This is a genomic window from Bacteroidota bacterium (assembly GCA_030706565.1).
GTDB lineage: Bacteria > Bacteroidota > Bacteroidia > Bacteroidales > JAUZOH01 > JAUZOH01.
Map to the genome: position 1 here is coordinate 1 of JAUZOH010000054.1, position 14833 is coordinate 14833.

8 protein-coding genes are annotated in these 14833 nt (G+C 39.9%); 3 read left to right on the plus strand and 5 right to left on the minus strand.

The window, feature by feature from the left end; genetic code table 11:
• The 4 genes from Q8907_04715 to Q8907_04730 form a co-directional block, all read right to left on the minus strand.
• A partial coding sequence (locus Q8907_04715) for a carboxypeptidase-like regulatory domain-containing protein (protein MDP4273563.1) occupies positions 1 to 1035 on the minus strand: 1035 nt, incomplete at its 3' end.
• A 228-nt stretch (positions 1036 to 1263) separates the two neighbouring features.
• The gene (locus tag Q8907_04720) at positions 1264 to 3906 is read right to left on the minus strand and encodes a transglutaminase domain-containing protein (GenBank protein MDP4273564.1); all 2643 of its coding nucleotides are present in this window, start codon (positions 3904 to 3906) and stop codon (positions 1264 to 1266) included.
• Positions 3903 to 4667 carry a copper homeostasis protein CutC gene (locus Q8907_04725; GenBank protein MDP4273565.1) on the minus strand — a complete coding sequence of 255 codons (765 nt, stop codon included), beginning with the start codon at positions 4665 to 4667 and terminating at the stop codon, positions 3903 to 3905. The genes Q8907_04720 and Q8907_04725 overlap by 4 nt, the downstream gene beginning before the upstream one ends.
• Positions 4668 to 4677: 10 nt before the next feature.
• Positions 4678 to 5916, minus strand: a complete 1239-nt coding sequence (locus Q8907_04730; GenBank protein MDP4273566.1) for an ROK family protein — start codon at positions 5914 to 5916, stop codon at positions 4678 to 4680.
• Between the two features lie 354 nt (positions 5917 to 6270).
• On the opposite strand from Q8907_04730, the gene nagB reads away from it, so the two are divergent.
• Positions 6271 to 8232, plus strand: coding sequence for a glucosamine-6-phosphate deaminase (gene nagB, locus Q8907_04735; GenBank protein ID MDP4273567.1), 1962 nt, complete (start codon positions 6271 to 6273; stop codon positions 8230 to 8232).
• A gap of 537 nt (positions 8233 to 8769) precedes the next feature.
• Positions 8770 to 8958, plus strand: coding sequence for a hypothetical protein (locus Q8907_04740; protein ID MDP4273568.1), 189 nt, complete (start codon positions 8770 to 8772; stop codon positions 8956 to 8958).
• Positions 8959 to 8973: 15 nt separating this feature from the next.
• On the opposite strand, the gene Q8907_04745 is transcribed toward Q8907_04740, so the two are convergent.
• On the minus strand, positions 8974 to 11460 hold the full coding sequence (locus tag Q8907_04745; protein MDP4273569.1) for a Smr/MutS family protein: 2487 nt from the start codon (positions 11458 to 11460) through the stop codon (positions 8974 to 8976).
• Positions 11461 to 11768: 308 nt separating this feature from the next.
• Between Q8907_04745 and Q8907_04750 the strand changes: the two genes are divergently transcribed.
• A partial coding sequence (locus Q8907_04750; protein MDP4273570.1) for a two-component regulator propeller domain-containing protein occupies positions 11769 to 14833 on the plus strand: 3065 nt, incomplete at its 3' end.

The window sequence follows — 14833 nt, forward strand, 5'->3', positions numbered from 1 at the left end:
ATTTTTGTTGGCTAAATAGGGACGCTTGGAGCCATCCCAATATTTTACGGTCTGGCCGTCAAATTTTGGCCCAAATTGGCAGTATGCCCGGTAAAAGGGATGCTTTGACCCGTCTCCATCGGTGATCCAGCCTTGTTCATTTCCGGTTATGGCAATGTTGTCGTCCCTGTCATAACCCGGGCCATAATCGTTCTGATAATCCGGTTGAAAAGCAAGATTTTCGGCAGTATATACATAGTTGAAATCTACTCCCATGCCTTTACGGACAGATCCTTTTTTTGTTGTAATGACCACCACCCCATTGGCAGCTTCTGAGCCATACAAAGCTGAGGCGCTGGCCCCTTTCAGGATAGTAAGGTTGTCTATATCTTCGGGATTGATGTCCAGCACCCCGTTTTCCCTGATTCGTTGTTCGTTCCAGTAGTCCGTATTGTTGTTGGCCCTGTCATAGTTTAAAAGGGGGTGATTTCTGATGGGAATACCATCGACTACGTACAAGGGTTGTGTGTTGTTATTAATTGATGTAACCCCTCGGATTTGAATATTTACTGCACTGGATGCTCCCCCGGGGGCGCTGTTAATCCTGACGCCGGTTGCTTTGCCATATAAGGCAGAGCCCAGATTGGTCGGGCCGGCCAGCGTAATGTCTTTTGCAGAGATACTGCTGACTGCATATCCTAAGGCTTTTTGTTCCCTGCTAATACCCATTGCTGTGACCACCACTTCATTGAGGTGTTTCACATCTTCTTCCATTTTTATGTCAATGCTCCTTTGTTTTGCAACGGTTACTTTCTGGGTTGCATAGCCCATGGATGAGAAAACAAGTACAGATTGTTCATTGGGTACTTTTATAGTGTAGTTCCCATTTAAATCGGAGATGGTACCAATAGATGTACCTTCCACAAAAACATTAACCCCGGGCATCCTTTCCCCATTGGCATCTGTAATTGTACCCTTGATAATAATGTTTTGTTGTATTACTGCTCCGAAGACGTTTAAGTTTTTATGCCGTAAACCGGCATTGAGATTTGACAAATATTCAGTATTAGCTTGAATATTGCATACTGCGACTAAACATATTAAAATGTAGGTGTAAACCCTGCGCAGTATAAGCTTAGTGAAGCATACTTTCATAGTTTTAATTTTAAGATTAAATTAAATTGTGTCAGAGCTCGCTTAATTATAGATAAATAGCATCTCTCATAAATCTAATCCGGAGAGTGGTTCATTTTTAGTTTTTTATGCTTTTTCCTCCTTTCTTTTTTAGGGATTTAATTGTTTAACGATCTGTTCTCCATTGCCGATTTTATAACCTGAAGAATAATAACCAATCTTTCCATCGGCCCGGGTTGTAATTACGATGGGAAAATTTTGGTTGAAGGCTTTGCCGGTTATTTGTTCGACTTTGGCCAGGAAATTATCCTGATCTATTGCAAAATATGTGTTCTTGGGAAAGTTTTTATAATTGGAAATTTCAAATCCTGTACCAAGCAAATCCTGTTTCACTAAAATCAATATTGACCCATTCCAGGAATCAAGGCTGTTTTTAAGTTTTGACAGGTCCTCCATCAGGTGCTTGGTAGGTTCTTTATCAGGATCAATCCAAATAAGCACACTGCCTTTGCCCCCTGATAATTCTTTTAAGGTTACCTGTTTATTGGATGGATATAAAGTGATTTTTTGTTCAGGGGGGAGGCTCCCATAGTTCACATTTATTTCCCCCGTTTTCACATCGCGAAACTGTAAATCCACTTCTTTTTCCCGGTTTGCTGTGATATTGAAAAACTTTATTTTACATAAAACCGAACCATCCGGCTGCCTTATCCCTGTAATCAGCCTGTAATTCCCTGTGTCAAGGCTTAATGAAGCGGGAAACTTGTCAAAAATATTACTGGTTTCGTAATCAAGTGTTTTGTAAGCTGCTCCGTCAAATTTGCCAAGGGTAAAGTGGGTGTAATATTCCGGTTTGAGCTGTTGCTGATTTTGATAATTCAAAATAAGTTCCCCTTTAGGGAGGTTAGATATATTTTTTTTCTCAAAGTACACATCATTCCATTTGTTATTTTGGTAAACCTGTGCAATGCCACGGGCAGCTTCCAGTTGGGCAGGAATTCCCATGCTGCGGCATAAAGCGACAAAGAATATTTTTCGCGATAATTGATCGGCATACCTGAGTTCGTAAACTCCTGCAGGTTTTATTGGTACTTTATACGAGTTGGCCTGGTCCAGAATTTTGATGTTTTGGCTGATCCAGTTTAAAATGAATGCAACATCTTTTTGACTGTTTCCCGTCATGAACTTTCCGAATTTTTGAAGGAAAAAGTGTTTATAGGAACTGATTAATTCATTAGCAATTCTTGGATTTAGAATAAATTTATGAAAAATTTCATTGCAAATTGAAGACTTATTACTTGAATAAAGCAAATGGTCGGATAAGACCTCCGCTGGTGTATCATGAAGATCCTTTTCCCTGATGACATAAAGGAGCTGCAAAGCACGATGCCTTAATCCGGGTTTTGTGGTTTTTAAAAATCTTTCAATTTCTTTCCAGTTGCCCCGGGCGGAGATTAAAACTTTTCTTGTGGAGTCGGCGTTCATGTGATTTTCAGAAGCAAATTCTTCGGCTTTTACCGAGTCGACGAATGTTTTTTCGTAAGCCTGTCTGATTTGGTCTTCCTTCTTAATACGGCGGATATTTTCTTCCCTTCCTTTTTCTGATGTCTGAACCACAGGCCCTTCAATGGGAGGAATAATATCATAGTCTTCGGTACGTTCCCTGTTGTTATTGCCCTGTAAAATAATCTTTACGGTATCTGTCTTCCCTACCGAAATTTTCTTATATCCGGTTTGGTTGTTTTTGCCGGCCCAGATGAGCAGGTCGCCATAGCCGGTAAGAAGTGAGCAGATTCCCTTCTTATTCGTTAAAGATTTTGCCAAAGGATAAAATTCTGCATAGTTATACAATCCGAATTCGACCGGAATATAGGGGGCAATGGAATAATCGCTGTTGAGAACTTTGACAATGACTCGTTTGGCAGGTGCATATTGTGGTAAAACGTTGATTTCTGTTACCAGCTCTGTCTTATTTACCACCTCATCTTTTCCCTTGTAGTTCCCGTATACATTGGTATGCAGCATCATGGCCCGGGTTGCAGGCCCGGCAAACCAACCCATGTTCAGATCAGGTTCGGGTTCACAGGCTCCCATGAAATACCATTTCCCGTCAACCCAAACTTCAACCCAGGCATGGTTATCATCGGAGTGGGCCCAGCGTGGAGTATAGATCTGACGTGCCGGCAGGCCCACCGAACGCAGGGCGGTCACTGTGAACACTGATTCCTCACCGCAGCGCCCGAATGCATTTTTTACTGTATTTAAAGGAGAACTGGTGCGTTCGTCTGTGCCATGGTAGGTGACTTTCTCATGACACCAGTGATTCACTTCAAGGGCTGCATCTTTCATCGAAAGATTTTTAATCCTTTCTTTCAACTCGTTGAAAAATACACTGCGGGCCGTATCAAGATTTTCATTCCCTGCCCTGGGAGGCAGTACGAAATGTCTGAAAATATCTTCCGGAATAGTTTTTCCCCAGGAAAAAGTCTTTTTTGCTTTAAAGGCCATCCTGACATTTTTCAGGTAAAAGCTGCCGCTGTAATCTGCCAGGTCGGATAAGGGCATATAGGCGTATAAGAATTCAAGAGCTTCTTTTTCTTCTGGGGTAAGTTTCTGGCCGAAAACAGAAAATAAAGCATGGCTGCGGTTTTTGGCCAGTTCTTTTTGTTTAAGGAATTGCCTGTTTACTTCGCTTCTGTATTTTATATCCGAAATGAAATGTGTTTGGGCCTGTCCTTGAGTCATTCCTATGGAAACGACTAGTAGAAAAAATATTAAAAATCTGGTTTTCATGATCCATGCATTAAATGATTTACAATAGCCACAATTTTTTGTATTTCATTACTATCGGTCAATTCAGTTGAAAATTCAGAAACACCGGTTGTATTTCCCATATTGAGAGGGGTATTTTGGTACTTCATTTTGCTCAAACAGGTCTTTTTCCCGGATAGATGAAATTCGTCAGCTCCGGTAGCTTTTATAATTTCCAGGATATTGGAACTGTTGATACCCGCTCCGGGCATGATTGCCAACCGTCCGGCAGAAAATTTTACCAGTCCGGCAATCAGCTTGGCACCCAGAAGTGCTGAGTTTTGTTGACCTGAGGTTAACAGCCGGTCAATGCCCAAATCAATGAGGCACTGTAAGGAATCGAAAGGATCCCTGCACATATCAAAAGCCCGGTGGAAGGTAACGCTAAGCGGGCGTGCCAGGTTAATCAGTTCGGGCATGCGGGATTTGTCAACCGATCCGTCATCATTAAGCATACCAATTACTATCCCGTCAACATTCAGGCTCTTGCATATTTCAATATCCCTTTTCATGATCGAAAATTCAAGGTCATTGTAAAGGAAATCGCCCCCCCTGGGACGGATTAAAACATTTATTTTTATTGAGAGCATTTTGCGTGCGGTTTCAATTGTTGCATAGCTAGGGGTAGTGCCCCCTTCCAGCAAATTGCTGCACAATTCTACCCTTGCTGCCCCGCCATTTTGAGCTGCTAATGCAGATTCTACTGAATTTGCACATACCTCAATGGTTATTGGTTTTTTCATGAAACAGGGATTAAACTTTCAGAATTTTCTCCAGGGCCAATGAAACAGCACCTAATAATCCACTTTTCCCGTTAAGGTTTGAAATAACGATTTCCGTATTGTCCTGCAACCTTGGAATGCAGTACTTGTTAAGTGCCTGTTGAATAGGGATCATGATAAACTGGTTGGCTTTGGAAAGTTTTCCTCCCAGTACGATAGTTTCCGGGTTGAACAGATGAATCAGGATAGAGATGCCTTTTCCCAATTTGTATCCCATCATGGAAAGAATTTGTACAGAATATTGATCCCCCATGTTTGCTGCTTCAATAACCAGGTCGGATTCGATTTTTTCGAGGTCTTCATTAACCATTGTCCTTAAGGAAGATATTTTCCCTTCCCTTATGCCTTCCTTGGCATATTGGGCCAGGACCAGCGCGGAAACCTCTGTTTCCAGGCAGCCCTGTTTCCCGCAGGAACATAAGATCCCATTTTCTACCATGGGGATATGGCTGAATTCTCCTGCCAGACCTGAATGTCCCCTGTATAGCTTTCCATTTAAAATCATCCCCAAACCGATTCCCCAACCAAGTTTTAGAACCAGGGCATTGTCTTTGCCTTTGGCTAACCCGAATTTACTTTCTCCAATAGCCATCACACTTGCATCGTTTTCCATGAAAACGGGTATACCTGTTTCTTCTTCAATTATTTTGCGCAGGGGTTTATTCCCGTATTTCATGAAGGTGTAATTAATACCCAGGTGGGTATTGACAAAACCGGGGATGCTTATTCCTATACCCAGTATTTTTGATTGATCTATCGGTGAGGATTTAATAAAGTTTTTTATTTCAGCAAGGAAAATTTCCAGTACCTTCTTTTCGTTGCTGAGTTTTAAACTGAATGATTTAATGTTTGTCACAATTTCATTCTGCATGTTGAAAATGGCCATTTGGGTATCATACTGGTCCATATCAATGCTGAGAATATATCCAAAATCAGGAACCAGTCCGTAAATTGCCGGTTTCCGCCCTCCGCTCGAATTTCTCTGTCCCCTGATTCCAACAATTTGGTCTTTTATCAGCTCATTAAGCAGGGTGGTAACGGATGGAGGAGTCATAAATAACAGTCTGCTCAATTCCAGGTTAGACATTGCCCCTTCGTAGAATAAATTTTTTATAATCTTCTTCTTTGCAATTGCCTTTTTGACCTGGACATTTGAACTAGTACCAGAGAATTCGGAATTGACAAAATTCTGTGATAGAACTTTTTCCATTTTTTTAAATTGAGTTAAACAAATTTAAAAAAAATATATATAAGAATTAAATAAATAATAAAAAATTTTAAAAAGTTATTTATCTGGATTTAAAATCAGGATTAAATAAAAAAAATTTTTTAATTTTATACCCTAGGAATCAGGAGCAGCAGCGACCATTGAAAAGCTGATTATTGTTGAGAAGTAGAAATTATCAGTTTTAAGTCAGGTGAATCGTGGTTGAATTGATTAAAAAATCTTGGGGTTGCATGATTCAGTTAGCCTGATTGATGGAAAATAACCGGATTGTGTTGTATGAAATTTCTGTAAAATTGATTATTAGTCTTTTATGCTATATAATTAAATTAATGAATCATGGAAACTAAATTTTCTTCCGGAGAAATGCCCGATATCATGCAAATAGAAGCTGATAAAGGCATGAGAACAAAAACAGAAAAGATACCTGTAAAGATTTTTTCTGATCACAATGACATAGCTGATGCTGTAACCAATGAAATTGCTACGGCAATTATTGAAAGTCAAAAACAAGGGAAAAATTTCGTATTGGGGCTTGCAACGGGCTCCACACCTACAACAGTATATACCCGTCTTGTTAACTTGTGCAGGGAAGGTAAACTGAGTTTTAAAAATGTCATCACCTTTAACCTGGATGAATATTATCCGATGGATCCTTCCTCCCTTCAGAGTTATGTCCGGTTTATGAAGGAATACCTTTTTGATCATATTGATATTAAGCCTGAAAATGTACATATTCCTGATGGTACTGTCCCCCGCGAAAAGCTTCAGGAATTTTGTCAGCATTATGACGAAATGATTGAACAGGCCGGAGGAGTTGATTTACAGATACTGGGTATAGGACGTTCGGGGCATATTGGTTTCAATGAACCCGGTTCGGAAATCAATTCACCCACCCGTTTGATTTCACTGGATCATATGACCATTGTGGATGCCGCCTCTGATTTTTACGGCGAGGATTATGTTCCCCGTAGGGCACTTACGATGGGTATAGGAACTATTTTAAAAGCAAGGCGTATTTTGTTGCTTGCCCTGGGGGAAGGGAAGTCTGCGATCATTAAAAGGGCTATAGAAGATCCTGTTAGTAATAATGTTCCTGCATCTTACCTGCAAACCCATCCCAACACCCTTATGATTCTTGATGATGCTTCCTCGGCCGAGCTAACCAGAGTCAAAACCCCATGGCTGGTGGATAGTTGCGACTGGGAGAATACCAAGTTGATCCGCCTTGCCGTTGGCTGGCTTTGCCAAAAGTTGAACAAGCCCATTCTGCGCCTGACCGACAGGGATTATAGTGAGAACGGCATGAGCGAGCTGATTGCGGTCAAAGGCCCTTCAAATAAGATTAATATCCAGGTGTTCAACGATCTCCAGCACACCATCACCGGATGGCCGGGAGGCAAACCCAATGCCGATGATACCTATCGCCCCGAAAGAGCTTTGCCCTATCCTAAACGGGTTTTGATATTCAGCCCTCATCCCGATGACGATGTGATATCCATGGGAGGAACATTGATCAGGCTTGTGGAGCAAGGCCATGAAGTGTATACTGCATATCAGACTACCGGATGCATTGCGGTACATGATGACGATGTTTTCCGTTATCTTGATTTTGCTACTGAATTTGATGAAACTGTTGATGTCAATACCGAAAAGATTGATGAACTCTATTCGCAGGTAAAGAAGTTTGTCGAATCCAAAAAGCCGGGTGAATCGGATACTCCTGAAGTTCAAAATATTAAGACTATCATCCGCAGGGGGGAAGCAAAGGCTGCCTGCAGGTTTATGGGAATTCCAATAGAACATGTGCATTTCCTGAATATGCCGTTTTACGAAACCGGCAAAGTGGTGAAGAAACCATTAGGCCAGCAGGATATTGACCTGATTGTAAAGTTGCTCAAAGAAATTCAACCCCATCAGATTTATGCTGCCGGCGATTTGTCGGATCCACACGGAACCCACCGGGTATGCTTTGAAGCCATAACCAGGGCTTTGAAAATTTTGAAAGACGAACCCTGGCTGAAGAATTGTAATATCTGGATGTACCGCGGAGCCTGGCAGGAATGGAATATCGGGGATATCGATATGGCGGTTCCCATTAGTCCGGATGAACTGATGATGAAGCGCAAAGCTATATTCAAGCATCAGTCTCAAAAAGACAAAGCGTTGTTCCCGGGATTTGATGAACGAGAGTTCTGGCAGAGGGCTGAGGACAGGAACAAGGCTACCGCAAAGCTTTATAATCAGGTAGGAATGGCAGAATATGAAGCTATTGAGGCTTTCGTAAAATACAAGAAATAATCAGTATAGGTAGTTTTTAAAATCTTATTGTTATATTCAAAAACCGGGTTATCCCGGTTTTTTGAATTTTGCATTTTTGTGTATTTGCCTGATGATTACGTTTTTTGTATCGTATGAACGATTTCAGGTCATCTAAAACCCTGAAGATAAAACCTGTTAGGTTTGGAAAATTAATATATCTTTTTATTCTCCTAAATTTTGGTTTTCATTGCCGTCAGCTTCAGCTGACGGATTCTGATGATATAATGATATTTCTTGGGCTTTAGCCCAACAATAGTTCAAAATAATACCGGAATATTTGGCTAAAGCCGCAAAAAATATTGCTTCATCAAATCCGTTGGCTTCAGCCAACGGATTTGATGAAGATGATTTCCTATTTTTTTAATGCCAAACACAGGGTTTTACTGGTGCCCCAAATTACATTTGTCCGGATCTGTTTGAAAGTTTCCTCTTCTAAAGGTATTTATCAACAATTTGTTGATTTGTCAAAGTAGGAATAAGTTTTATTTTATACATTTGCCTCAAACAAATATTTCCATGCAAATCTATCGAGTCATATTGCTTATTATAGCCATTGCCCTGCTGATCACCAATATTTATTTGATTTTCACGCGGCAGGATACCAATTTTTCTGATCCTAAAACTTATTTAGGAATTGTGGCATTGGTTGTAATCATCCCTTTGATTTACTGGAAAATAAAAATGGAGAAGAATAAAGGAAAGTAGTTGGAGATTTTCTTCTTAAAACTTTACCACCGTAATTCCTGCACCTCCAAATTCCACGGCTTCATCAGCGAAAGATTTTACCAAATCTATGGTTTTCAAGTAATCACGGACAAGTTGCCGGAGTATTCCATTCCCTTTCCCATGAAGGATACGGACTTCGTTGGTCTGCACCATAATGGCTTCATCGATAAAATCTGCCACTTTACTAATTGCCTCATCCCCACGCATTCCTCGGATATCGATAGAGGATTTAAAATTAAGTTTACGGCTTCCCAGATCAATACCCTTGGTGGAACTTGATGTTTTATTCATCTTTGCAGCCCGGCGGTATTCATTATTGGTGATTTTTTCAAGCCTTTCAAGGGGCAGGCTCGTGATCATGCTGCCAAAGGCAATGTAGGCGTTTTTGTTGTTGATTTCTATTACTTCGCCAATGGTTTCCTGTCCGGAAAGCCTTACTTTATCGCCCTGAACGATAGGCATTTCTTTTTCAGTTTCAGGGGCTTTGGCTGTTTCTGTTTTTCCTGTTGGAGGTTTTCTGCTTTTTTGCCTTTCCTGCCTGTTTTTGATTTGTTCCATTTTGCGGGCAATCAGCTGATCGTCTTCGGAAGCTGCCGGATTTGCTATTTTTTGCTTAAAATCTTCGAGTTGTTCCCTGGCTACTTTGGTCCGTTCTTTCTCGGCCTGTGTTTCTTTAATGATGCGGATGGTATTTTCAATCTGCCTGTTGGTTTTGGAAAGTATTTCTGCGGCTTCCTGACGTGCCTTGTCTATAATGGATTTTCGAAGTTCTTGGGTCTCGGTTAGCTCAGAGGCATATTTTTCGGTGGTTTCTTCCATCCGTTTTTCTATTTTCCGGATATTCTCACGTTTTTGTTCCCAATAGCGTTTATCGCGCAAAACGTTTCTGAGGTTTTTATCAAAATCAACGTGGTCTTTACCTATTTTTTGAGTGGCTTCCTGCAGGATATTTTCAGGAAGTCCGATTTTTCTTGCCATTTCGAAAGCGAAGCTGCTGCCCGGCCTTCCTATCTCAAGCATATACAAAGGTTGCATCTGTCCGGCATCGAAAAGCATGGCACCATTGACTATCCCAGGTGTATTTCCTGCAAATACCTTAAGATTGGTGTAGTGTGTGGTGATTACTCCAAAAGCCTGGTTGTTGTTCAGATGGTTCAGAACAGCTTCGGCGATGGCCCCACCCAGCATGGGCTCGGTACCGGTGCCGAATTCGTCAATCAACAATAAAGTTTTATTGTCTGCATTTTTTGCAAAAAACTTCATGTTAAGCAAGTGTGAACTGTAAGTACTCAGGTCATTTTCGATGGATTGTTCATCACCGATGTCAATAAAAATGTGATGGAAGAGGCCCATGGTGGAACCCTCTTTTATGGGTACCAACAATCCACATTGTAACATATATTGCAGAAGTCCGACGGTTTGCAGGCAAACTGATTTTCCTCCTGCATTGGGGCCTGAAATCAGAAGTATTCTTGCCTTGGGGGTTAATTGTATGTCAAGCGGGACAATGGGTTTATCATCTTTTTTATGTGACAGGTACAGCAGGGGATGCCGGGCTTTGTCCCATTGAATGATTTGTTCATCAATAAAAGCAGGTTTGATGGCTTCAATTTCTATGGCAAACAGGGCTTTTGCCCGGATAAAATCAATGGTTCCCATGAAATCGTAAGATTTGAGCAAATCGTCAATGTATGGCCTGAGGAAATTGGTGAAATCGGTCAGTATTTTGGTGATTTCCCTTTTTTCGGCATATTCCAGCTCTTTAATTTCATTGTTTAATTCGACTACTTCCACCGGCTCGATGTAAGATGTTTTTCCTGTTGCCGACTCGTCGTGTACCAGTCCTTTTATCTTGCGTTTATTTGAAGAATTGATGGGAATGACCATACGTCCATCGCGCAGCGAAACCGAAACATCAGATTCTACCCAGCCTTCATTTTGGGCCTGTTTTAATATAGCTAAAATTCTTTTGCTGACTGACGAGAGTTTCTGGCTCATCTCTTTCCGGATCAGGGCTAATTGCTGGGAAGCATTATCTTTTATTTGTCCCCGGGAATTGATGATACTGTCTATCTTTTCAAGCACCAAAGGATAGATGGTCACTTCTTTGGTCAGCTCATTGAGATGGGGATATTTGTCATCAGTTTTGTTTTTAAAGAAACGAAGAATGGCCCGGATGGTTTCCAGCGAACGCTTCATATCGAATAGCTCTATTTCCGTGAGGAACATGCCTTCAATCCTTGCTCTTTTCAGAAAGGGAGTAAGGTCAACAAAGTGGTCAACGGGAAAATTTTCTTCAAACAAACAGATTTGCCTGAATTCTTCGCTTTGATTTAAGAGTACATCAATTTGTTCGAAATTTTCTATAAAACAAATTGCATCGGCCTTGTCCTTGCCCAATGAGCAAAGGCATTTTGCTTTAATCATTGCCCGGATCCTGTCGAAACCGGTCTTTGTTTCAAAGTTTGATGGATAAATCAACGGCTTAAGTTGTTAATGACAAATCAGAATGACAAAATTAATAAAATTCGGGTAGCAAACTGAACTATTCGCAATGGCAAAGTGAGATTATAAATTTTTGTTAAAAATTGTAGGTGGGGAATACATTTTTACATAAAACAAAAACTATTTGACGAGTTTTATCGTATCAGTGACAAAATGTAGATAATTTTATTTTATCTGAATAATTGAGTGGAATTTCATCTAAAATTGCTTTTAAACAGTTTAGGTTAAGTACATAGCAGGGGTGAGTGAGCAGTTTTAATTAAATTTAATTAATGCGAACTTTTATGTACAAGATTTTAATAGGGATGACCTCCCTTATTGTTAGTTTAATAAATCTCACATATTCTCAGGAATATAATGAAATTCGACATTTTTCTAGTGCAAATGGTTTGTCCAACAATTCTGTTACCTGCATTATTCAGGATCCGTACAAGTTTATATGGATTGGTACCAACAATGGCCTGAATCTTTTCGATGGGGACAATTTTAAAGTTTATAATAAAATAGCCGGAAATTCTACGAGTCTGCCGGATGAGACGATAACCGGTTTGTTTGTCGACAGCAAAGGCTGGTTATGGGTGGGTACAGCGGCAGGAGGGGCTTGCATTTATAATCCCGTCAAAGAGTCTTTTAAAAGAATTGTCAATAAGCCTCAGAGTTATTTCAATCAGGTTGATAACAAGCGAATCATTGGTTTTGCAGAGGACAGGAATAGTAATGTCTGGATTGCAACCCTGGAGGGACTGAATAAATTTAACAGAAAAGGGGGAAGCATTGAACAGTTTTATGCAACTTATCCGGCCGGCGTTCTTTTAAACTTTATTCGAAGTAACCGGAAAAATTTTCCTGTTGGTTTTGAGCAAATGGTATTAAAGTTGAAAAAGAAAAATGGGGAAATCGATAAATATTTACTACATAATGCCTGCATTGCTCAATATGGTTTAACGACTGAATTTGAAAAACTTAGATATATCACCAATGGAATACGGGACAAGCTTACCCATTGCCTGCTTGACGACAAAATTACATCCTTATATGCGGATGATGCCGGGTTTATATGGATTGGATATCTTACAAACGGTTTTTCAAGGTTTGATCCACTCACCCATACTTTTAAGCATTATCCTTTTTTGCCTTCCCTAACTAATATGGGCAATATTAGCACCTTCTGCAAATTGAATTCCAGGCTTTATATAGGTTTTGAAGGGGGGGGGATCGAAGTTCTCGATCTTTCCACAGGAAAGCAATCCATATTGCCCCACCGGATTAACCTCAAGCAACTTAAACAAATCTGTCGTTATGATGCAAACCACCTTTGGATCGTGTCTGCAAATAATTTGCAAATTCTGGACGTATGGAAAAATACCTTTATCCCTTTTATCAATTATAATAAATATGAAAAATTAAATATTCATTATTATTCAAATTGTATTTATACAGATTATCAAGGTAATAGATTAATAGGCTCGCAGACGGATGGTTTTTTTCTTTGCATGAAATCCAATGGCTTTATGGCCATGAACTCAAATGACATTCTTTCGGCTGACAATGTTTCTGCAATGTGCATGGCCAGTGACCAAAGCCCTTGGGTGGGATATAGCTCTGCTGGTCTGGATCATATTTACCCCGGTTTAAAGAAACGAAAGACTTATACCCACCAAAAAGGGGTAAAAAATAGTTTTGCCAGCGAATCCACTTTTGCCGTTTTTCAGGATAAAAAAAATAATATCTGGATAGGCAATTATCAGATGGGTTTACAACATTATAATCCTAAAAGGGATAATTTTACTACAGTTTGGAATAATCCCGGCAACCCAAATTCTCTTTCTTCAAATGATATACGATCTATAACGGAGGACAAAGATGGTGATTTATGGCTGGCTACACAGGGGGGCGGTTTGTGTAAATATGATTATGTGCATAATCACTTTACAAACTATAAGGCTGATTATTTGAAATGGCAGAACCATCTTCCAACCAATTGGTTGACGGATGTAGCCATTGATAAAAGCGGTATGGTCTGGATAGGAACTGCAGACGGTTTTTCTGTTTTAAATATAAAAAATCAGCATTTCAGGTCCTATAAATCGAAAAACAGCCTTTTGCCGGATAATTATATCTGTGATGTTTATATTGATAACCATCAAAATATATGGCTGGGGACTAAGAGCGGGCTGGCTGTACTTGACCGTTCAAGTAATCAACTGAATGTTTTTACTACTAAGGAAGGATTACCCTCCAATTACATTAAGGCTATTTTGCAGGATGGCAGGAACCGCTTCTGGATTAGTACCAACCTTGGGATTTTCTGTTGTCAGGCTTATAAACAAAATGGAATATTAGATAAGTCCTTGTTGAAGAGTTCTATATATACATTTGATGTATCCGACGGCCTCTTATTTCAAAATTATTCAGAAAAAGCCTGTTGTAAATCTTTAGACGGGAAATTGTTCTTCGGTGGAGATTATGGAATTACTTCGTTTTATCCGGATAGCATATTAAAAAATCTCCAGTTACCTCCGGTGTTTTTTACAGGTTTGAAATTATTTGACGAAGCAATAAATGTAAACCAGCTCTATAAGGGCAGGATTATATTAAAGAAATCGCTTTATTTTACCGATACTGTTATCCTCAATTATAATGATAAGGTGATCACCCTGGATTTTGTGGCTTTAAACTATATAAGGTCGGACAGGAACAGGTACAAATTTCGTTTGCTTAATTTCGAAAATGATTGGCAATATTTAGGCCACAAACATGAAATAACTTTTGCCAGTCTTAAGCCTGGCTCCTATATACTGGAGGTTATTGCATCAAATAATAAGGGACTTTGGAATAATAGGGGGAAGAAACTGGTCATTATCATCCAACCCCCTTTTTGGCAGACCTTGTTATTCAAGTTGTTTGTATTGTTGTTGATTGCTGCGGCGATCATAGGCTTGTATAAGGAGCGTTTAAATTGCGTTAAGAAAAAGAATGTGGTCCTTAACCGCATGGTGGAAGAAAGGGCCATGGAAATTATAGAGAAAAATCAGATGCTGGTCAGGAAAACCGAAGAACTGAATTCAATTAATGCTTTGCTGGAAGAACATCAGCAACTTATTGAGAAACAAACAGAAGAGCTGAAGGTTCAACGGGATGAGCTTAAAAAGCTCAACTCTTCCAAGGACAAGCTTTTTTCCATTTTAGCTCATGATTTGCGCAGTCCGTTTAACTCCATACTTGGATTTTGTAGGTTGTTAATCGACAATTTAGATAACTATTCCCAGGAGGAAATCCGAAAATATCTGCAGATTATCAACGATACTTCCAAGCATACCTTCGAATTGCTTGAGAATCTTCTTCAATG

What these genes read in the sequence shown, in the direction of transcription:
- Q8907_04725 (MDP4273565.1), bottom strand. Translation starts at nt 4,667, where the DNA reads ATGAAAAAACCAATAACCATTGAGGTATGTGCAAATTCAGTAGAATCT.
- Q8907_04740 (MDP4273568.1), top strand. Translation starts at nt 8,770, where the DNA reads ATGCAAATCTATCGAGTCATATTGCTTATTATAGCCATTGCCCTGCTG.
- Q8907_04730 (MDP4273566.1), bottom strand. Translation starts at nt 5,916, where the DNA reads ATGGAAAAAGTTCTATCACAGAATTTTGTCAATTCCGAATTCTCTGGT.
- Q8907_04720 (MDP4273564.1), bottom strand. Translation starts at nt 3,906, where the DNA reads ATGAAAACCAGATTTTTAATATTTTTTCTACTAGTCGTTTCCATAGGA.
- nagB (MDP4273567.1), top strand. Translation starts at nt 6,271, where the DNA reads ATGGAAACTAAATTTTCTTCCGGAGAAATGCCCGATATCATGCAAATA.